This window comes from Enterobacter sp. ECC-175, assembly GCF_043968675.1.
GTDB lineage: Bacteria > Pseudomonadota > Gammaproteobacteria > Enterobacterales > Enterobacteriaceae > Enterobacter.
The window spans coordinates 334893-356627 of the sequence record NZ_CP143776.1 but is presented as its reverse complement, the minus strand read 5'-3'; the positions used below and the strand labels follow the sequence as shown (position 1 = coordinate 356627).

Below are 21735 nucleotides of genomic sequence, written 5' to 3'. Positions count from 1 at the left end.
CAGAGAGAGCGAATGACAACCTTAAGCTGTAAAGTGACCTCGGTAGATGCTATCACCGACACCGTATATCGCGTCCGTTTAGTGCCAGAAGCGGCGTTCTCTTTCCGCGCTGGCCAGTACTTGATGGTGGTGATGGACGAGCGTGATAAGCGTCCTTTCTCTATGGCCTCTACGCCAGCAGAGCAGGAATTTATTGAGCTTCATATTGGGGCGTCTGAGCTTAATCTTTATGCGATGGCCGTGATGGATCGCATTCTGAAAGATCGTGAAATCGTGGTTGATATTCCTCACGGTGAAGCCTGGCTGCGCGATGACGAAGACCGCCCGCTGATCCTGATTGCTGGCGGCACGGGCTTCTCTTACGTGCGCTCAATTCTGCTTACGGCGCTGGCGCGCAATCCGAATCGGGACATCACCATCTACTGGGGCGGTCGTGAGGAAAAACACCTCTATGACCTGTCCGAGCTGGAAGCGCTGAGCGTGACGCATTCGAACCTGCGCATCGAGCCGGTGGTTGAACAGCCGGAAGAGGGCTGGCGCGGCCGCAGCGGCACGGTGCTGACGGCGGTCCTGCAGGATCACGGCACGCTGGCGGGACACGATATCTATATTGCCGGACGTTTTGAGATGGCGAAAATTGCCCGCGACCTGTTCTGCAACGAGCGCGGCGCGCGTGAAGATCGCCTGTTCGGCGATGCGTTTGCGTTTATCTAAATAAAAAACCCGCCCCTGACAGGCGGGAAGAACGGCAACTAAACTGTCTCTCTTCGCCAATGACGCCATAACCGCGTTGGCTGCACTCGCTCACCCGAATCACTTACTTGAGTAAGATCATCGGGATTCGCTCGCTTGCCGCCTTGTTCTGACGTCATTGGCTTTGAGATACTTTTACTGATTTACACCCTTTCAAACACCGTTGCGATCCCCTGACCCAGACCGATACACATCGTTGCCAGGCCAAACTGGGCGTCTTTGCGCTCCATCAGATTAATCAGCGTCGTGCTGATACGTGCCCCGGAGCAGCCCAGCGGGTGGCCGAGCGCAATCGCGCCGCCGTTGAGGTTAATCTTCTCATCGATCTGTTCCATCAGCCCCAGATCTTTAATGCACGGCAGGATCTGCGCGGCGAAGGCTTCGTTCATCTCAAACAGGTCGATATCGCCGGCGGTTAATCCCGCTTTTTTCAGCGCCAGCTTCGACGCCGGGACCGGGCCGTAACCCATAATGGACGGATCGCAGCCGACAACCGCCATCGAGCGAATGCGGGCGCGCGGCGTGAGGCCCAGCTCGCGGGCGCGGCTTTCGCTCATCAGCAGCATCGCCGCGGCGCCGTCGGACAGCGCCGAGGATGTCCCCGCCGTAACGGTGCCGGTCACCGGGTCAAACGCCGGGCGCAGCGTGGAAAGCGCTTCAACGGTGGTTTCGGGGCGGATCACCTCGTCGTAGCTAAACTGCTTCAGCACGCCGTCAGCATCGTGACCGCCGGTGGGGACGATCTCGTTCTTAAACGCGCCGGACTGCGTTGCTGCCCAGGCGCGAGCGTGAGATCGCGCGCCGAAAGCATCCTGCATTTCGCGGCTAATACCGTGAATGCGTGCGAGCATTTCGGCGGTCAGCCCCATCATGCCGGCAGCCTTTGCGACGTTACGGCTCAGGCCCGGATGGAAATCCACGCCGTGGCTCATCGGCACGTGGCCCATATGCTCTACGCCGCCAATCATGCAGACCTGCGCATCGCCGGTCATGATCATCCTCGCCGCATCGTGCAATGACTGCATTGACGAGCCGCACAGGCGGTTAACGGTAACGGCCGGAACGGAGTGGGGTACCTCCGCCAGCAGCGCGGCGTTACGGGCAATATTGAAGCCTTGTTCCAGGGTCTGCTGTACGCAGCCCCAGGAAATATCATCGATCGCGGCGGCGTCAAGCGCCGGGTTGCGCGCCAGCAGGCTGCGCATCAGGTGTGCGGACAGATCTTCGGCGCGCACGTTGCGAAATGCGCCGCCCTTTGAACGGCCCATCGGGGTGCGAATCGCATCAACAATGACTACGTGTTCCATTGTGACTCCTTAAGCCGTTTTCAGCTCGCCAACCGGACGGGCTGGCTCAACCGCTGGATAATAGGGTTCGTTATGGCGCGCTTTATTGCGCAGGCCTTCCGGCACGTCGTAAAGCGGACCAAGGTGCTGATACTGCTGGGCCATGTCGAGATAGCGCGCGCTGCCGAGCGTATCCAGCCAGCGGAACGCGCCGCCGTGGAACGGAGGGAAACCGAGGCCATAGACCAGCGCCATATCCGCTTCTGCCGGGCTGGCGATAATGCCTTCTTCCAGACAACGCACCACCTCGTTGATCATCGGGATCATCATGCGGGCAATAATTTCGTCATCGGAGAAGTCGCGTTTCGGCTGGCTTACCTCTGCCAGCAGGCTATCCACAGCCGGGTCTTCTTCTTTCTTCGGTTTGCCTTTGCTGTCTTCTTTATAGCGCCAGAAGCCGAGGCCGTTTTTCTGGCCAAAGCGGTTAGCGTCGAACAGCGCGTCGATCGCGTCGCGGTAATCTTTCTGCATGCGCTGCGGGAAGCCCGCCGCCATCACCGCCTGCGCGTGGTGCGCGGTATCGATGCCGACCACGTCCAGCAGATAGGCCGGGCCCATCGGCCAGCCGAACTGTTTCTCCATCACTTTATCAACCTTGCGGAAGTCCGCGCCGTCGCGCAGCAGCTGGCTGAAGCCGGCAAAGTACGGGAACAGCACGCGGTTAACGAAGAATCCAGGGCAATCATTTACTACGATTGGCGTTTTGCCCATCTTGCTGGCCCAGGCCACCACTTTAGCAATGGTCTCGTCGGAGGTTTTCTCCCCGCGAATCACCTCAACCAGCGGCATGCGGTGCACCGGGTTAAAGAAGTGCATGCCGCAGAAGTTTTCCGGGCGCTTCAGCACGCCTGCCAGCTCGCTGATAGGAATTGTTGATGTGTTAGAGGCCAAAACGGTTCCCGGGCGAACCTTATCTTCCGTCTCGACCAGCACGGCTTTTTTAACTTTCGGATTTTCAACGACCGCTTCGACGACCACGTCAACGCGGTCAAAACCGCTATATTCCAGCGTTGGCTGGATGGTAGAGATCACGCCAGCGAGCTTGAGTCCGTCAATCTTGCCGCGCTCAAGCTGTTTATTCAGCAGCTTGGCCGCTTCGGTCATGCCGAGCGTCAGCGATTTTTCGCTGATGTCCTTCATCACCACCGGGACGCCTTTCCAGGCGGACTGGTAGGCAATGCCGCCGCCCATGATGCCCGCGCCGAGCACCGCCGCGTGTTTTGGCGTTTCAACGCTTTTGGTCAGCTGTTTGGCTTTCCCTTTTACGAACTGATCGTTAAGGAAGATACCAACCAGCGCGCGCGCTTCATTGGTGTGCGCCAGCGGAACAAAGCTCTGGTTTTCTAATTTCAACGCGTCATCGCGCCCCATGCGGGCCGCGGCTTCAATGGTCTTAACGGCGGTAATGGGCGCCGGGTAGTGTTTACCCGCCGTCTGCATCACCATGCCTTTGGCGATGGTGAAGCTCATGGTGGCTTCAATTTTGCTGAGCTTGAGCGGTTCAAGCTTCGGCTGGCGTTTGGCTTTCCAGTCGAGGTCGCCATCGATCGCCTGGCGCAGTATGGCGAGGGAACCTTCGACCAGTTTTTCTGGCTTAACGACGCCGTCGACGAGGCCAATCTTCAGCGCCTGTTCTGCGCCCACGTCTTTACCTGCGGCAATGATTTCGAGGGCGCTATCGGCACCCAGCATGCGCGGCATACGCACGGAACCGCCAAAGCCCGGCATAATGCCCAGCTTGGTTTCCGGCAGGCCGATGCGCAGGTCGGGGGTAGCCAGGCGGTAATCCGTTGCCAGGACGCATTCGCAGCCGCCGCCCAGCGCGTAGCCGTTAACCGCGGAGAGGGTCGGAACCGGCAGATCTTCCAGACGATTAAAGACGCTGTTGGCAAAGTGCAGCCACTGGCTGAGCTGTTCTTCAGGCACCTGAAACAGCGAAAGAAATTCGGTGATGTCGGCACCGACGATAAAGGCCGCTTTGTTTGAGCGCAGCAGCAGCCCTTTTAAATCAGATTGCTTTTCAAGCACGTCCAGAGCATGGCCAAGGCTGGCCACCGTCGCGGTATCAAGCTTGTTCACTGAGCCGGGCGCATCGAACACGAGTTCGGCGATGCCATCTTCCAGCCAGTCTACGTACAGGGTGTCGCCTTTGTAGAGCATGTCAGTCTCCTGAATCCAGCAAGGGGATCTGGTCATACCAGATGAGACCGAGTGTGGAATTTATGTTAAAGAAATGCAAATTAGTCATTAAGAAAATGCTGCGCCGATCACGGTTGGTGGAGATCACGCAGTCGGAGCGAGGTGTGCTAAGATGCGAGGACTTGAGGTCATAAAATCGAAAGGAAGAATGATGGACTCACTGGCTTCGCTCTATAAAAATCATATCGTTACCCTACAGGAACGTACCCGCGACGTGTTGGCCCGTTTTAAGCTGGATGCGCTATTAATTCACTCCGGCGAGCTAATGAACACGTTTCTGGACGACCATGCCTACCCGTTTAAGGTGAACCCCCAGTTCAAAGCCTGGGTGCCGGTGACGCAGGTCCCTAACTGCTGGCTGCTGGTGGACGGCGTCAACAAGCCGAAGCTGTGGTTCTACCTGCCGGTGGATTACTGGCATAACGTGGAGCCTCTGCCGACCTCTTTCTGGACGGAAGAAATTGACGTTATTGCGCTGCCAAAAGCGGATGGCATTGGCGGCCAGCTGCCTGCTGCGCGCGGCAACATCGCTTATATTGGCCCGGTCGCCGAACGTGCGCTGGGGCTGGATATTCCTGCCGATAAGCTCAACCCGAAAGGCGTGCTGGACTACCTGCACTACTATCGCGCGTACAAAACCGATTACGAGCTGTACTGCATGCGTGAAGCGCAAAAAACGGCCGTGATTGGCCATCGCGCGGCGCACGAAGCGTTCCAGTCCGGGATGAGCGAGTTCGATATCAACCAGGCCTATCTGACCGCAACCGGACACCGCGACACCGATGTGCCCTACAGCAACATCGTCGCGCTGAACGAGCATGCTTCCGTTCTGCACTACACCAAACTCGACCACCACGTGCCGTCCGAAATGCGCAGCTTCCTGCTGGACGCGGGGGCAGAGTACAACGGCTATGCGGCGGATCTCACCCGCACCTGGGCGGCAAATGCGGATACCGATTTTGCCCACCTGATTAAAGACGTGAACGACGAACAGCTGGCGCTTATCGGCACCATGAAAGCCGGAACCAGCTACGTGGATTATCACATCCAGTTCCATCAGCGCATCGCCAAGCTGCTGCGTAAGCATCAGATTGTGAAGGACATGAGCGAAGAGGCGATGGTCGAGAACAATCTGACCGGGCCATTTATGCCGCACGGCATTGGTCACCCGCTGGGCCTGCAGGTTCACGACGTCGCGGGCTTTATGCAGGATGATACCGGGACGCACCTCGCGGCCCCGTCTAAATATCCTTACCTGCGCTGCACCCGCGTGCTTGCGCCGCGCATGGTGTTGACCATCGAGCCGGGCATCTACTTCATCGAATCTCTTCTGGCTCCGTGGCGCGAAGGCGAGTTCAGCAAGCACTTCAACTGGGACAAAATTGAAGCGCTGAAGCCGTTCGGCGGCATTCGTATCGAAGATAACGTGGTTATCCACGAAAACGGCGTTGAGAACATGACGCGAGATCTGAAGCTGGCCTGATGGAAAGCTGGCTGATACCGGCTGAACCGGTCACCTTCGTCGAGGAAATAAAGAAAAGCCGCTTTATCACGCTGTTGGCGCATACAGACGGCGTTGAGCAAGCAAAAGCGTTTGTCGAATCGGTTCGCGCGCAGCATCCTGACGCGCGCCACCACTGCGTGGCGTGGGTCGCCGGGCCGCCGAATGACTCGCAGCAGCTGGGTTTTTCCGATGATGGTGAACCGGCGGGCACGGCCGGTAAACCCATGCTCTCCCAGCTAATGGGCAGCGGCGTGGGTGAAATTACCGCCGTGGTGGTTCGCTACTACGGCGGTATTTTGTTAGGGACCGGCGGGCTGGTCAAAGCCTACGGTGGAGGTGTCCAGCAGGCGCTCAATCTGCTTAATACCGTCCGCAAAACGCCGCTGACCGAATATACTTTGTTGTGCGATTACGCTCAGCTATCGGGTATTGAATCGTTGCTTAAACAGTTCAACGGCGTGATTGCGCACAGTGAATATCAGGCGATGGTGCAATTACGCGTGGCGCTTCCTCAGGCTGAGCTGGCTGCTTTTTCAGCAAAACTGGCGGATTTTAGTCGCGGTTCGTTGCAATTGCTGCCGATTGAAGAATAATCCCCACCTTACTTTTTGAATACCAAAGGAAGCGGCAGAGATGCATTTTCGTGCCATAACCCGAATCGTTGGACTGCTGGTCATACTCTTTTCCGGGACGATGATTGTCCCTGGGCTGGTGGCGCTTATCTACCGGGACGGTGCGGGGCGTGCGTTTACCCAGACGTTTTTTGTCGCGCTGGCCATCGGTTCGCTGCTGTGGTGGCCCAACCGCCGCGAAAAGGGAGAGCTCAAATCCCGCGAGGGTTTTTTGATTGTGGTGCTGTTCTGGACGGTGCTGGGAAGCGTGGGTGCGCTGCCCTTTATCTTTGCCGAGCAGCCGAACCTGACGATTACCGACGCTTTCTTTGAATCTTTCTCCGGGTTAACGACCACGGGCGCGACGACGCTGGTGGGGCTGGATTCACTCCCGCACGCCATTCTCTTTTATCGCCAGATGCTGCAGTGGTTCGGCGGGATGGGGATCATCGTCCTGGCCGTGGCCATCCTGCCCATTCTGGGCGTAGGCGGCATGCAGCTTTATCGCGCGGAAATGCCCGGCCCGCTGAAGGATAACAAAATGCGCCCGCGCATCGCGGAGACGGCAAAAACGCTGTGGCTCATCTACGTATTGCTGACGGTCGCCTGCGCGCTGGCGCTGTGGTTTGCCGGGATGCCCGCGTTTGACGCCATCGGGCACAGCTTTGCGACCATTGCCATCGGCGGGTTTTCTACTCACGATGCCAGCGTCGGCTACTTTGATAGCCCGACGATAAACACCATTATTGCTATTTTCCTGCTGATCTCCGGCTGTAACTACGGCCTGCACTTCTCCCTGCTGAGCGGGCGCAGCCTGAAGGTTTACTGGCGCGATCCAGAATTTCGCATGTTTATTGGCGTCCAGCTGACGCTGGTGATCATCTGTACTCTGGTGCTGTGGTTCCATGACGTCTACAGCTCTGCGGTCACCACGCTAAACCAGGCGTTCTTCCAGGTGGTGTCAATGGCCACTACCGCAGGCTTCACCACGGACAGCATCGCGCGCTGGCCGCTGTTCCTCCCGGTTCTGCTTCTCTGCTCTGCGTTTATTGGCGGCTGTGCGGGGTCGACGGGCGGTGGTCTGAAGGTGATTCGCATATTGCTGCTGTTTAAGCAGGGGAATCGCGAGCTCAAGCGTCTGGTTCATCCGAACGCGGTTTACAGCATCAAGCTTGGGAACCGCGCGCTGCCGGAACGTATTCTGGAAGCGGTATGGGGATTCTTCTCGGCGTATGCGCTGGTGTTTATCGTCAGCATGCTGGCCATTATCGCAACCGGCGTGGATGATTTCTCGGCGTTTGCCTCTGTGGTAGCGACGCTGAATAACTTAGGCCCCGGGCTGGGCGTAGTAGCGGATAACTTTGCCAGCATGAACCCGGTCGCGAAGTGGATCTTAATCGCCAATATGCTGTTTGGGCGCCTTGAGGTCTTTACGCTGCTGGTGCTGTTTACCCCAACATTCTGGCGCGAGTAAGGAGACGTCGGTGAAAACACTTATTCTTTTCTCTACCCGAGACGGGCAAACGCGTGAAATTGCCTCCTATATTGCTTCTGAATTAAAGGAGCTCGGCGTTTATGCTGACGTGGTGAACCTGAACCGCACTGAAGACATCGCCTGGCAGGAGTATGACCGCGTCGTTATTGGCGCATCTATTCGCTATGGGCATTTCCATCCAGCGCTGGATCGTTTTGTGAAAAAGCACATGACGGTGCTGAATGCGCTACCCGGCGCGTTCTTTTCGGTAAACCTGGTGGCGCGGAAAGCGGAGAAGCGTACTCCGCAGACCAATAGCTACACGCGCAAGTTTTTACTGAACTCGCCATGGCAGCCGGATCTGTCCGCGGTGTTTGCAGGCGCGCTCCGTTATCCACGCTATCGCTGGTATGACCGCTTTATGATCCGTCTGATTATGAAGATGACGGGAGGTGAAACGGATACGCGCAAAGAGGTGGTTTATACCGACTGGGCGCAGGTCGCGAGTTTTGCCCGTGAAATCGCGCATTTAACCATCGATTCGCGGGTTAAATAAACGCGATGTTTGAAAAGTAAGCGAATGAAAAGTTTTTTGTATTTTATGCTTGTCACTTCAGAATAACTCCCTATAATGCGCCTCCACTGACACGGAACAACGGCTTACAGGCCGCCGGGTTAGCGGAGAAAAGCGAAAATAAGCGCTTGACTCTGAATGAGGAAAACGTATTATACGGGACCTCGCAACGGTGAGCGAAAGCCGCGTTGCACTGCTCTTTAACAATTTATCAGACAATCTGTGTGGGCACTCAAAGTGACATGGATTCTTAACGTCCTCGGACGAAAAATGAATACCAAGTCTCTGAGTGAACACGTAATTCATTACGAAGTTTAATTCACGAGCATCAAACTTAAATTGAAGAGTTTGATCATGGCTCAGATTGAACGCTGGCGGCAGGCCTAACACATGCAAGTCGAGCGGCAGCGGGAAGTAGCTTGCTACTTTGCCGGCGAGCGGCGGACGGGTGAGTAATGTCTGGGAAACTGCCCGATGGAGGGGGATAACTACTGGAAACGGTAGCTAATACCGCATAACGTCGCAAGACCAAAGAGGGGGACCTTCGGGCCTCTTGCCATCGGATGTGCCCAGATGGGATTAGCTAGTAGGTGGGGTAACGGCTCACCTAGGCGACGATCCCTAGCTGGTCTGAGAGGATGACCAGCCACACTGGAACTGAGACACGGTCCAGACTCCTACGGGAGGCAGCAGTGGGGAATATTGCACAATGGGCGCAAGCCTGATGCAGCCATGCCGCGTGTATGAAGAAGGCCTTCGGGTTGTAAAGTACTTTCAGCGGGGAGGAAGGCGATAAGGTTAATAACCTTGTCGATTGACGTTACCCGCAGAAGAAGCACCGGCTAACTCCGTGCCAGCAGCCGCGGTAATACGGAGGGTGCAAGCGTTAATCGGAATTACTGGGCGTAAAGCGCACGCAGGCGGTCTGTCAAGTCGGATGTGAAATCCCCGGGCTCAACCTGGGAACTGCATTCGAAACTGGCAGGCTTGAGTCTCGTAGAGGGGGGTAGAATTCCAGGTGTAGCGGTGAAATGCGTAGAGATCTGGAGGAATACCGGTGGCGAAGGCGGCCCCCTGGACGAAGACTGACGCTCAGGTGCGAAAGCGTGGGGAGCAAACAGGATTAGATACCCTGGTAGTCCACGCCGTAAACGATGTCTATTTGGAGGTTGTGCCCTTGAGGCGTGGCTTCCGGAGCTAACGCGTTAAATAGACCGCCTGGGGAGTACGGCCGCAAGGTTAAAACTCAAATGAATTGACGGGGGCCCGCACAAGCGGTGGAGCATGTGGTTTAATTCGATGCAACGCGAAGAACCTTACCTACTCTTGACATCCAGAGAACTTAGCAGAGATGCTTTGGTGCCTTCGGGAACTCTGAGACAGGTGCTGCATGGCTGTCGTCAGCTCGTGTTGTGAAATGTTGGGTTAAGTCCCGCAACGAGCGCAACCCTTATCCTTTGTTGCCAGCGGTTAGGCCGGGAACTCAAAGGAGACTGCCAGTGATAAACTGGAGGAAGGTGGGGATGACGTCAAGTCATCATGGCCCTTACGAGTAGGGCTACACACGTGCTACAATGGCGTATACAAAGAGAAGCGACCTCGCGAGAGCAAGCGGACCTCATAAAGTACGTCGTAGTCCGGATTGGAGTCTGCAACTCGACTCCATGAAGTCGGAATCGCTAGTAATCGTGGATCAGAATGCTACGGTGAATACGTTCCCGGGCCTTGTACACACCGCCCGTCACACCATGGGAGTGGGTTGCAAAAGAAGTAGGTAGCTTAACCTTCGGGAGGGCGCTTACCACTTTGTGATTCATGACTGGGGTGAAGTCGTAACAAGGTAACCGTAGGGGAACCTGCGGTTGGATCACCTCCTTACCTTAAAGAACCTGCCTTTGCAGTGTCCACACAGATTGTCTGATGAAAAAACAGCAGTAAAAATCTCTGCAGGCTTGTAGCTCAGGTGGTTAGAGCGCACCCCTGATAAGGGTGAGGTCGGTGGTTCAAGTCCACTCAGGCCTACCAAACTCCTTTTAAAGGATGAGCGGTACAGAGATTGCAAACGATGGGGCTATAGCTCAGCTGGGAGAGCGCCTGCTTTGCACGCAGGAGGTCTGCGGTTCGATCCCGCATAGCTCCACCATCTTTACTGCACAAACAAGAAAACTTCAGAGTGAACCTGAAAAGGTGCACTGCGAAGTTTTGCTCTTTAAAAATCTGGATCAAGCTGAAAATTGAAACGACACACATGTTATGTGTGTTCGAGTCTCTCAAATTTTCGCAATCACGATGATGAATCGAAAGAAACATCTTCGGGTTGTGAGGTTAAGCGACTAAGCGTACACGGTGGATGCCCTGGCAGTCAGAGGCGATGAAGGACGTGCTAATCTGCGAAAAGCGCCGGCGAGGTGATATGAACCCTTGACCCGGCGATGTCCGAATGGGGAAACCCAGTGTGATTCGTCACACTATCGTTAACTGAATACATAGGTTAACGAGGCGAACCGGGGGAACTGAAACATCTAAGTACCCCGAGGAAAAGAAATCAACCGAGATTCCCCCAGTAGCGGCGAGCGAACGGGGAGCAGCCCAGAGTCTGAATCAGCTTGTGTGTTAGTGGAAGCGTCTGGAAAGTCGCACGGTACAGGGTGACAGTCCCGTACACGAAAGCACACAGGCTGTGAACTCGAAGAGTAGGGCGGGACACGTGGTATCCTGTCTGAATATGGGGGGACCATCCTCCAAGGCTAAATACTCCTGACTGACCGATAGTGAACCAGTACCGTGAGGGAAAGGCGAAAAGAACCCCGGCGAGGGGAGTGAAAAAGAACCTGAAACCGTGTACGTACAAGCAGTGGGAGCACCTTCGTGGTGTGACTGCGTACCTTTTGTATAATGGGTCAGCGACTTATATTCTGTAGCAAGGTTAACCGTATAGGGGAGCCGAAGGGAAACCGAGTCTTAACTGGGCGTTAAGTTGCAGGGTATAGACCCGAAACCCGGTGATCTAGCCATGGGCAGGTTGAAGGTTGGGTAACACTAACTGGAGGACCGAACCGACTAATGTTGAAAAATTAGCGGATGACCTGTGGCTGGGGGTGAAAGGCCAATCAAACCGGGAGATAGCTGGTTCTCCCCGAAAGCTATTTAGGTAGCGCCTCGTGAACTCATCTTCGGGGGTAGAGCACTGTTTCGGCTAGGGGGCCATCCCGGCTTACCAACCCGATGCAAACTACGAATACCGAAGAATGTTATCACGGGAGACACACGGCGGGTGCTAACGTCCGTCGTGAAGAGGGAAACAACCCAGACCGCCAGCTAAGGTCCCAAAGTCATGGTTAAGTGGGAAACGATGTGGGAAGGCACAGACAGCCAGGATGTTGGCTTAGAAGCAGCCATCATTTAAAGAAAGCGTAATAGCTCACTGGTCGAGTCGGCCTGCGCGGAAGATGTAACGGGGCTAAACCATGCACCGAAGCTGCGGCAGCGACACTCAGGTGTTGTTGGGTAGGGGAGCGTTCTGTAAGCCGTTGAAGGTGGCCTGTGAGGGTTGCTGGAGGTATCAGAAGTGCGAATGCTGACATAAGTAACGATAAAGCGGGTGAAAAGCCCGCTCGCCGGAAGACCAAGGGTTCCTGTCCAACGTTAATCGGGGCAGGGTGAGTCGACCCCTAAGGCGAGGCCGAAAGGCGTAGTCGATGGGAAACAGGTTAATATTCCTGTACTTGGTGTTACTGCGAAGGGGGGACGGAGAAGGCTATGTCAGCCGGGCGACGGTTGTCCCGGTTTAAGCATGTAGGCGGAGGTTCCAGGTAAATCCGGTACCTTATTAACGCTGAGGTGTGACGACGAGGCACTACGGTGCTGAAGTGATAAATGCCCTGCTTCCAGGAAAAGCCTCTAAGCATCAGGTAACACGAAATCGTACCCCAAACCGACACAGGTGGTCAGGTAGAGAATACCAAGGCGCTTGAGAGAACTCGGGTGAAGGAACTAGGCAAAATGGTGCCGTAACTTCGGGAGAAGGCACGCTGATATGTAGGTGAAGCCCCTGCGGGTGGAGCTGAAATCAGTCGAAGATACCAGCTGGCTGCAACTGTTTATTAAAAACACAGCACTGTGCAAACACGAAAGTGGACGTATACGGTGTGACGCCTGCCCGGTGCCGGAAGGTTAATTGATGGGGTTAGCGGCAACGCGAAGCTCTTGATCGAAGCCCCGGTAAACGGCGGCCGTAACTATAACGGTCCTAAGGTAGCGAAATTCCTTGTCGGGTAAGTTCCGACCTGCACGAATGGCGTAATGATGGCCAGGCTGTCTCCACCCGAGACTCAGTGAAATTGAACTCGCTGTGAAGATGCAGTGTACCCGCGGCAAGACGGAAAGACCCCGTGAACCTTTACTATAGCTTGACACTGAACACTGGTCCTTGATGTGTAGGATAGGTGGGAGGCTTTGAAGCGTGGACGCCAGTCTGCGTGGAGCCAACCTTGAAATACCACCCTTTAATGGCTGGTGTTCTAACGTAGACCCGTGATCCGGGTTGCGGACAGTGTCTGGTGGGTAGTTTGACTGGGGCGGTCTCCTCCCAAAGAGTAACGGAGGAGCACGAAGGTTAGCTAATCCTGGTCGGACATCAGGAGGTTAGTGCAATGGCATAAGCTAGCTTGACTGCGAGAGTGACGGCTCGAGCAGGTGCGAAAGCAGGTCATAGTGATCCGGTGGTTCTGAATGGAAGGGCCATCGCTCAACGGATAAAAGGTACTCCGGGGATAACAGGCTGATACCGCCCAAGAGTTCATATCGACGGCGGTGTTTGGCACCTCGATGTCGGCTCATCACATCCTGGGGCTGAAGTAGGTCCCAAGGGTATGGCTGTTCGCCATTTAAAGTGGTACGCGAGCTGGGTTTAGAACGTCGTGAGACAGTTCGGTCCCTATCTGCCGTGGGCGCTGGAGAATTGAGGGGGGCTGCTCCTAGTACGAGAGGACCGGAGTGGACGCATCACTGGTGTTCGGGTTGTCATGCCAATGGCACTGCCCGGTAGCTAAATGCGGAAGAGATAAGTGCTGAAAGCATCTAAGCACGAAACTTGCCCCGAGATGAGTTCTCCCTGACCCTTTAAGGGTCCTGAAGGAACGTTGAAGACGACGACGTTGATAGGTCGGGTGTGTAAGCGCAGCGATGCGTTGAGCTAACCGATACTAATGAACCGTGAGGCTTAACCTTACAACGCCGAAGGTGTTTTGGCGAAGAGACGAACAATCAAAATTCAGCCTGATACAGATGAACAGAATTTGCCTGGCGGCTTTAGCGCGGTGGTCCCACCTGACCCCATGCCGAACTCAGAAGTGAAACGCCGTAGCGCCGATGGTAGTGTGGGGTCTCCCCATGTGAGAGTAGGGAACTGCCAGGCATCAATTAAGAAGAACCCCGTACCGAAAGGTGCGGGGTTTTTTGCTTTTGTATTTCGCCCTCTCCCTGAAACTTTCTCACCTTCAACTTGCAGACTCGACATTCCGATCGTTTAGAAGTATCGTTAGCTGTCTGGATGTCTAAACGTTTATACGTATGTTGTGAGGAAAGAGAGTTATGCCGATTCGGGTACAGGACGAGCTGCCAGCCGTCAATTTCTTACGTGAGGAAAACGTCTTTGTGATGACGGCTTCGCGTGCGACAGGTCAGGAAATTCGCCCGCTGAAGGTGCTCATCCTCAATCTTATGCCCAAAAAGATCGAAACTGAGAATCAGTTCCTGCGCCTGCTCTCGAACTCTCCGCTTCAGGTTGATATCCAGCTGCTGCGAATCGATGCCCGCGAGTCACGTAACACGCCGTCAGAGCATCTCAACACTTTCTACTGCAACTTCGATGACATTCGCGGTGAAAACTTCGATGGCCTGATCGTCACCGGCGCGCCGCTGGGCCTGGTGGAGTTTAACGACGTTGCCTACTGGCCGCAGATCAAACAGGTACTGGAGTGGGCCAAAGATCACGTGACGTCCACGCTGTTTGTTTGTTGGGCGGTACAGGCCGCGCTAAACATCCTCTATGGCATCCCTAAGCAAACGCGTACCGAAAAGCTCTCCGGCGTTTATGAACACCACATCCTTCAACCGCACGCATTACTGACCCGTGGTTTTGATGATTCTTTCCTCGCGCCGCACTCCCGCTACGCAGATTTCCCGGCCCAGCTGATTCGTGATTACACTGACCTGGAGATCCTGGCCGAAACGGAAGACGGTGATGCATACCTGTTCGCCAGCAAAGATAAACGTATTGCCTTCGTCACCGGCCACCCGGAATACGATCCCGATACGCTGGCGACAGAATTTTTCCGTGACGTTGAAGCCGGCCTTAATCCGGACGTGCCGTACAACTATTTCCCGAAAAACGATCCGCAAAACACGCCGCGCGCATCCTGGCGCAGCCATGGAAACCTGCTGTTTACCAACTGGCTTAACTATTACGTCTATCAAATCACGCCATACGATCTGCGGAACATGAATCCTACGCTGGAGTAATCTTCTGCAAAAATCGATCCTAAAGCGTTTCAGCTAATCAGTTCAGGCACCTTCGGGTGCCTTTTTTATTTCCGAAATTCAGCTCAACGCTGAGAAAAACTTTAATCAACTATTAATCAATAAGTTACAGGTGATTGTTAATTAAAATGGAAATAGTTTTTGATTTTAGAAAAAATAAAGATAGGCTTAATTCTGCTGAGCGAAAACTACACAACGATCTTCGCTCGTAATGGGGAGTGGATTGGGATCTTTGATGAGGAGCAGAATGATGACTCAACAGGCAACGACGGCGGACGAACTTACGTTTAACCAGCCTCACGGCGAGCAGGAACAGCAGATTTTAACGACGGAGGCCGTCGAATTTCTGTCTGAGCTGGTTACCCGCTTTACGCCGAAGCGTAACAAGCTGCTGGCTGCACGCATTCAGCAGCAGGAAGCCATTGACAACGGTAATCTTCCAGACTTTATTTCGGAAACTGCTTCCATTCGTAGCGGCGAGTGGAAAATTCGCGGTATTCCGGAGGATTTGCAGGATCGTCGCGTTGAGATCACCGGCCCGGTTGAGCGCAAGATGGTGATTAACGCCATGAATGCCAACGTTAAAGTGTTTATGGCAGATTTTGAAGACTCCCTGGCTCCAGACTGGCGCAAAGTGATCGACGGGCAGGTTAACCTTCGCGATGCCGTTAACGGCACGATCAGCCATACCAACGAAGCTGGGAAAATTTATCAGCTCAAGCCCAATCCTGCGGTTCTGGTCTGTCGCGTGCGCGGTCTGCACCTGCCTGAAAAGCACGTCACCTGGCGCGGCGAGGCAATTCCGGGCAGCCTGTTCGACTTCGGGCTGTACTTCTTCCACAACCATAAAAACCTGCTGGCAAAAGGCAGCGGTCCCTATTTTTATCTGCCAAAAACCCAGTCATGGCAGGAAGCCGCGTGGTGGAGCGAAGTCTTCAGCTACGCGGAGGATCGGTTTAGCCTGCCGCGCGGCACCATCAAGGCCACGCTGCTGATTGAAACGCTGCCGGCGGTGTTCCAGATGGATGAAATCCTGCACGCGCTGCGCGACCACATCGTTGGCCTGAACTGCGGTCGCTGGGACTACATCTTCAGCTACATCAAAACGCTAAAAAATCACGCCGATCGTGTGCTTCCGGATCGCCAGGTCGTCACCATGGATAAGCCTTTCCTGAGCGCCTATTCACGCCTGCTGATTAAGACCTGCCACAGGCGCGGTGCCTTTGCGATGGGCGGCATGGCGGCTTTCATCCCGAGCAAAGATGCCGAGCGCAATAATCAGGTTCTGAGCAAGGTGAAGGCGGATAAAGAGCTGGAAGCCCGCAACGGTCATGACGGCACATGGATTGCGCATCCGGGCCTGGCAGATACGGCAATGGACGTGTTCAACCGCGCGCTGGGTGACCGTAAAAATCAGCTTTCTGTCTTACGCGAGGAAGATGCGCCAATAAGCGCCGAACAGCTGCTGGCGCCGTGCGAGGGCGAACGCACCGAAGAGGGCATGCGCGCCAATATCCGCGTTGCCGTGCAGTACATCGAGGCATGGGTTTCCGGCAACGGCTGCGTGCCGATCTACGGCCTGATGGAGGATGCCGCCACGGCAGAAATCTCTCGTACCTCTATCTGGCAGTGGATACACCACCAGAAAACGCTCAGCAACGGCAAGCCCGTCACTAAACCCCTGTTCCGCCAGATGCTGGCCGAAGAGATGCGGGTGATTCAGGACGAGCTGGGCGAGCACCGCTACAGCAGCGGCCGCTTTGACGATGCCGCACGCCTGATGGAGCAAATCACCACTTCAGATGACTTAATCGACTTCCTGACCCTGCCGGGCTATCGCTTCCTGGCGTAATTCACCACATAACAATATGGAGCATCTGCACATGAAAACCCGTACCCAACAAATCGAAGAATTACAGAAAGAGTGGACTCAGCCGCGCTGGGAGGGCATTCGCCGCCCGTACAGCGCGGAAGAAGTGGTGAAATTACGCGGCTCGGTCAATCCGGAATGCACGTTGGCGCAGAACGGCGCGGCAAAAATGTGGCGTCTTCTGCACGGCGGCTCTAAAAAAGGCTACATCAACAGCCTGGGCGCGCTGACAGGCGGGCAGGCATTGCAGCAGGCGAAAGCGGGTATAGAAGCCGTCTATCTTTCCGGCTGGCAGGTGGCGGCAGATGCCAACCTGGCCTCCAGCATGTATCCGGATCAATCTCTCTATCCGGCCAACTCCGTGCCGTCGGTGGTGGATCGGATCAACAATACCTTCCGCCGCGCGGATCAGATCCAGTGGGCCGCAGGCATTGAGCCAAACGATCCGCGCTTTATTGACTACTTCCTGCCGATCGTCGCGGATGCGGAAGCGGGCTTCGGCGGCGTGCTCAACGCCTTTGAGCTGATGAAATCGATGATTGAGGCCGGTGCAGCGGCCGTACACTTCGAAGACCAGCTGGCGTCAGTGAAGAAATGCGGGCACATGGGCGGCAAGGTGCTGGTCCCGACTCAGGAAGCGATTCAGAAGCTGGTTGCCGCGCGCCTCGCCGCAGACGTGCTGGGCGTGCCAACGCTGGTGATTGCGCGTACCGATGCCGATGCGGCTGACCTAATCACCTCTGACTGCGACCCGTACGACAGCGAGTTCATTACCGGCGAGCGCACCAGCGAAGGCTTCTACCGCACGCATGCCGGTATTGAGCAGGCGATTAGCCGCGGCCTGGCCTACGCGCCGTATGCTGACCTGGTGTGGTGTGAAACCTCTACGCCGGACCTGGCGCTGGCGAAACGCTTTGCCGACGCCATCCACGCGAAATACCCGGGCAAGCTGCTGGCCTACAACTGCTCGCCGTCCTTCAACTGGCAGAAGAATCTGGACGACAAAACCATTGCCAGCTTCCAGCAGCAGCTCTCCGACATGGGCTACAAATACCAGTTCATTACCCTGGCGGGCATTCACAGCATGTGGTTCAACATGTTCGACCTGGCGCACGCGTACGCGCAGGGTGAAGGCATGAGGCACTACGTTGAGAAGGTGCAGCAGCCAGAATTTGCGGCCGGTAAAGAGGGTTATACCTTCGTGTCGCACCAGCAGGAGGTGGGCACCGGCTACTTCGATAATGTGACCACGATTATTCAGGGCGGGACCTCCTCCGTCACCGCTTTGACGGGCTCAACCGAAGAAACACAGTTCTAATCTTTTCCCCCTCACCCTAACCCTCTCCCCTTTGGGGAGAGGGCCGGGGTGAGGGGTAAGGGGAATATATGTCGCGTGGCCTGGAATTACTGATTGCCCAAACTATTCTGCAGGGTTTTGACGCCCAGTACGGACGTTTTCTGGAAGTGACCTCTGGTGCCCAGCAGCGCTTTGAGCATGCAGACTGGCATGCGGTTCAGCAGGCCATGAAGCAGCGTATCCATCTCTACGATCACCATGTGGGTCTCGTGGTGGAGCAGCTGCGCTGTATTACCGACGGTAAAAGCCCGGACGCGGAATTTTTACTGCGCGTGAAGGAGCATTACACCCATTTGCTACCCGACTACCCTCGCTTCGAGATTGCGGAGAGCTTTTTCAACTCCGTCTATTGCCGGTTATTTGACCACCGCTCGCTATCTCCCGAGCGGTTGTTTATTTTCAGCTCCCAGCCGGCGCGGCGCTTTCGCACCATTCCCCGTCCGCTGGCGAAGGATTTCTTTCCAGACGGCGGCTGGAACATACTGCTGAACCGGGTTTTGAGCGACCTGCCGTTACGCTTGCCGTGGCAAAATCGCGCGCGCGATGTGGGCTACATCATTGCGCATTTGCATGAGAATTTCGACGAAGAGACGCTAAAATGCAGTCATCTTCAGATTGCCAATGAGCTGTTCTATCGTAATAAAGCGGCCTGGCTGGTGGGTAAGCTCGCCACGCCAACGGGGGTTTTTCCGTTTTTGCTGCCTATTCATCACACCGATGACGGCGAACTTTTTATCGACACCTGCCTGACGACCAGCGCTGAGGCCAGCATCGTCTTTGGGTTCGCCCGATCCTATTTTATGGTTTATGCCCCCTTGCCCGCGGCGCTCGTCGAGTGGCTGCGGGAGATATTGCCGGGCAAGACCACCGCCGAGCTGTACATGGCCATTGGCTGCCAGAAGCACGCCAAAACCGAAAGCTACCGCGAATACCTGCACTATATTGCCTGCGCGGACGAGCAGTTTATCGAAGCGCCCGGCATCCGCGGTATGGTGATGCTGGTGTTTACGCTGCCGGGGTTTGACCGCGTGTTTAAGGTGATCAAAGACCGGTTCGCACCGCAGAAGGAGATGACCGCCGCGCACGTTCGCGCCTGCTATCAGCTGGTGAAGGAGCACGACCGCGTCGGGCGAATGGCGGATACCCAGGAGTTTGAAAATTTCGTGCTGGATAAAAGGCAAATCGACCCGGCGCTGATGGCGCTTTTGCAGCAGGAAGCGCCGGGGAAATTGACCGATCTCGGCGATAAAATTTCCATCAGCCACCTTTACATCGAGCGGCGGATGGTGCCGCTGAACATCTGGCTTGAGCAGGCCGAAGGGCAGGCGCTGCGCGATGCGATAGAGGAGTACGGCAATGCCATCAGGCAGCTTGCCGCCGCCAATATTTTCCCTGGCGATATGCTGTATAAAAATTTTGGCGTGACCCGGCACGGGCGCGTCGTGTTCTACGATTACGATGAAATTTGCTACATGACGGAAGTGAATTTCCGCGATATTCCCGCGCCGCGCCATCCGGAGGATGAGCTCTCGGGCGAGCCGTGGTACAGCGTCTCGCCCGGGGACGTTTTTCCTGAGGAGTTTCGCCACTGGCTGTGCGCCGATCGGCGCATCAGGCCATTGTTTGAAGAGATGCACGCGGATTTGTTCCGCGCCGACTACTGGCGCGGCCTGCAAACGCGGATTAAAAACGGGCACGTCGAAGACGTCTATGCCTACCGCAGGCGGCAGCGTTTTAGCGTGCGCTACGCGGCCTAAGGCTCACCGTACAGGCCGATTAACCGCCGCACCACGCCGTTGGTCCAGCCGAAGCCGTCCTGCAGGGGATATTCGCCCCCGCCCCCTTCGCGCGGGGTGCTGCTGGCGATGTGGTACTTCTCAATCAGCTTGTGGTGCGTTTTGTAATAGTGGTTGACGGTCTGTAGCCAGCTCCAGGCAATCTCATCGCCCAGCGAATCATTGCCGTACTGCTTAAAGCCCTGAATCGCCATCCACTGCAGCGGTGCCCAGCCGTTGGGGCGGTCCCACTGCTCACCGGTTTCATATTCCGTTGCCAGAATGCCGCCCGGCGTCAACAGGCGCGCCTTCACGGCGTCGGACAGGCGTTCCGCCTGCTCATGCGTCGACATGCCCACGTACAGCGGCACGATGCTGGCCGCAGAGAACAGCGCCATCTCCTCGCGTCGCCAGTCATAGTCGCGGTAACAGCCGTTCTCCTCGTCCCATAGATAGCGATTCACGGCCTCACGACGGTTAGCGGCCTTGTGGCGGAACTGTTCAGCGACCTCTTTATCCCCTTTTGAGGCAGAGATATTGGCGATAGCGCTTTCCAGCTTGAACAGAAATGCATTTAAATCTATTGGGATAAACTGCGTGGTGCGGATGCTGGCAAGCCGACCCGGATCGCGCAGCCAGCGGGAAGAGTAATCCCAGCCGGAGGCCGCGCCGGCACGCAGATCGCGATAAACCTCATTCGGAGGTCGACCGGAGTGGCGCGCGGTTTCCACGTCTTCCACCCAGGACTCGTCTCGCGGCGTGTCGCGGTCGTCCCAGTAGCGGTTAAGCAAGGAGCCATTCGGCATGCGCACCGCGCTGCGGTAGGCCTGATTAAGCAGCAGCGATTCCGCGCCGTCCATCCAGAAGGCGTACTCCATTTTCAGATGGTCCAGATAGCGCTTCGCGCCCCGCACGCCGTCCTCCTCGAACAGCTCAACCATCAGGGCAAACACCGGCGGCTGGGAGCGGCTCAGGTAGTACGTACGGTTACCGTTCGGGATATGGCCATAACGCTCGATCAGCCACGCAAAGTTATCCGCCATGCATTTCAGCAGATCGTTGCGTCCGCTCTCCGCCAGCCCCAGCATGGAAAAGTAGGAATCCCAGTAGTACGTTTCGCTGAAGCGTCCGCCCGGCACGATATAGGCCTGAGGCAGCGCCAGCAGCGACGACCACGGAATATGATCCTGCGGCTCGCGGGTTAACACCGGCCAGAGTTTATCGATGTGCTCCTTCAGCGAAAGGCCCGGGTCGGAGACATATTCGCTCGTCAGTACTTCCGGCAGCCAGAAGTGGTTGTCGACAAACTGGCGCAGGTCGAAATCGCGGTGGCGGCGCACCTTGCGGTAGCGGATCAGAATATCCAGCGGGTCCATTTTGGGCGCGCAGTCGGGGAACGTCTTGCTATCTGCAAACAGCCGCGATGACTGCACGTGTTCGAACAGCTCAAGATAGCGGTCTGCGGGCGTCAGGGCGTCGGAGGCGGGAAGCCCCTCGATCATCTCCGGCTCCGGTTCTGCTTCAATCATCTCATCCAGCTTCAACTCGCAGGGATCGGTTTCGTAGCACAGCTCTTGTGCAATTTCGAACTCGATATCCTCGGCAGTCTTTAGTTTCTGGTTGAACATGGTGTTCAGGACCTCCGGTTTTTGTCGTAACAAATACGGGTTTTTCCCGGTCATCTTCTAAGCGTAGACATTCGCTTCGGTTAATGCGGCGCTAAGTGTGCGCT

12 protein-coding genes, 2 tRNA genes and 3 rRNA genes are annotated in these 21735 nt (G+C 55.8%); 14 read left to right on the top strand and 3 right to left on the bottom strand.

Features of this window, described 5'->3' with window-relative positions; all coding sequences use genetic code 11:
• The first annotated feature begins 12 nt into the window (after positions 1–12).
• The gene (gene fre, locus V1599_RS01780) at positions 13–714 is read left to right on the top strand and encodes an NAD(P)H-flavin reductase (protein ID WP_112012596.1); all 702 of its coding nucleotides are present in this window, start codon (positions 13–15) and stop codon (positions 712–714) included.
• Between the two features lie 182 nt (positions 715–896).
• Here fre and fadA read toward each other — a convergent pair whose 3' ends face one another.
• Complete coding sequence (fadA, locus tag V1599_RS01775) at positions 897–2060, bottom strand: acetyl-CoA C-acyltransferase FadA (protein ID WP_297123343.1); 1164 nt, start codon at positions 2058–2060, stop codon at positions 897–899.
• A gap of 9 nt (positions 2061–2069) precedes the next feature.
• The gene (fadB, locus tag V1599_RS01770; RefSeq protein ID WP_112012594.1) at positions 2070–4259 is read right to left on the bottom strand and encodes a fatty acid oxidation complex subunit alpha FadB; all 2190 of its coding nucleotides are present in this window, start codon (positions 4257–4259) and stop codon (positions 2070–2072) included.
• Between the two features lie 190 nt (positions 4260–4449).
• On the opposite strand from fadB, the gene pepQ reads away from it, so the two are divergent.
• The 13 genes from pepQ (at position 4450) to aceK (ending at position 19985) form a co-directional block, all read left to right on the top strand.
• Positions 4450–5781 carry a Xaa-Pro dipeptidase gene (gene pepQ / locus V1599_RS01765; protein ID WP_112012592.1) on the top strand — a complete coding sequence of 444 codons (1332 nt, stop codon included), beginning with the start codon at positions 4450–4452 and terminating at the stop codon, positions 5779–5781.
• Positions 5781–6395: an IMPACT family protein gene (locus tag V1599_RS01760; protein WP_112012591.1), complete on the top strand. Its 615-nt coding sequence runs from the start codon at positions 5781–5783 to the stop codon at positions 6393–6395. Before pepQ ends, V1599_RS01760 begins: the two co-directional genes overlap by 1 nt.
• 40 nt (positions 6396–6435) lie before the next feature.
• Positions 6436–7887, top strand: coding sequence for a Trk system potassium transporter TrkH (gene trkH / locus V1599_RS01755; RefSeq protein ID WP_112012590.1), 1452 nt, complete (start codon positions 6436–6438; stop codon positions 7885–7887).
• A 10-nt stretch (positions 7888–7897) separates the two neighbouring features.
• Positions 7898–8443 carry a menaquinone-dependent protoporphyrinogen IX dehydrogenase gene (gene hemG, locus V1599_RS01750; RefSeq protein ID WP_112012589.1) on the top strand — a complete coding sequence of 182 codons (546 nt, stop codon included), beginning with the start codon at positions 7898–7900 and terminating at the stop codon, positions 8441–8443.
• Positions 8444–8797: 354 nt separating this feature from the next.
• Positions 8798–10339 (top strand): 16S ribosomal RNA (locus V1599_RS01745).
• Between the two features lie 70 nt (positions 10340–10409).
• Positions 10410–10486 (top strand) — tRNA-Ile (locus V1599_RS01740).
• 42 nt (positions 10487–10528) lie between these two features.
• Positions 10529–10604: transfer RNA gene (locus V1599_RS01735), tRNA-Ala, on the top strand.
• 180 nt (positions 10605–10784) lie between these two features.
• Positions 10785–13690: ribosomal RNA gene (locus tag V1599_RS01730) — 23S ribosomal RNA — on the top strand.
• Between the two features lie 71 nt (positions 13691–13761).
• Positions 13762–13877 (top strand): 5S ribosomal RNA (gene rrf / locus V1599_RS01725).
• Together the 16S, 23S and 5S rRNA genes with 2 tRNA genes alongside form the textbook arrangement of a ribosomal RNA operon.
• 176 nt (positions 13878–14053) lie before the next feature.
• The gene (metA, locus tag V1599_RS01720; protein WP_112013231.1) at positions 14054–14983 is read left to right on the top strand and encodes a homoserine O-succinyltransferase; all 930 of its coding nucleotides are present in this window, start codon (positions 14054–14056) and stop codon (positions 14981–14983) included.
• 268 nt (positions 14984–15251) lie between these two features.
• Positions 15252–16853, top strand: a complete 1602-nt coding sequence (gene aceB, locus V1599_RS01715) for a malate synthase A (protein WP_395301554.1) — start codon at positions 15252–15254, stop codon at positions 16851–16853.
• A gap of 31 nt (positions 16854–16884) precedes the next feature.
• On the top strand, positions 16885–18189 hold the full coding sequence (aceA, locus tag V1599_RS01710) for an isocitrate lyase (RefSeq protein WP_395300934.1): 1305 nt from the start codon (positions 16885–16887) through the stop codon (positions 18187–18189).
• Between the two features lie 68 nt (positions 18190–18257).
• Positions 18258–19985, top strand: coding sequence for a bifunctional isocitrate dehydrogenase kinase/phosphatase (gene aceK, locus V1599_RS01705; RefSeq protein WP_395300933.1), 1728 nt, complete (start codon positions 18258–18260; stop codon positions 19983–19985).
• Here aceK and V1599_RS01700 read toward each other — a convergent pair.
• Positions 19982–21631: an alpha,alpha-trehalase gene (locus V1599_RS01700; protein WP_395300932.1), complete on the bottom strand. Its 1650-nt coding sequence runs from the start codon at positions 21629–21631 to the stop codon at positions 19982–19984. The genes aceK and V1599_RS01700 overlap by 4 nt on opposite strands.
• Positions 21632–21735: the final 104 nt, after the last annotated feature.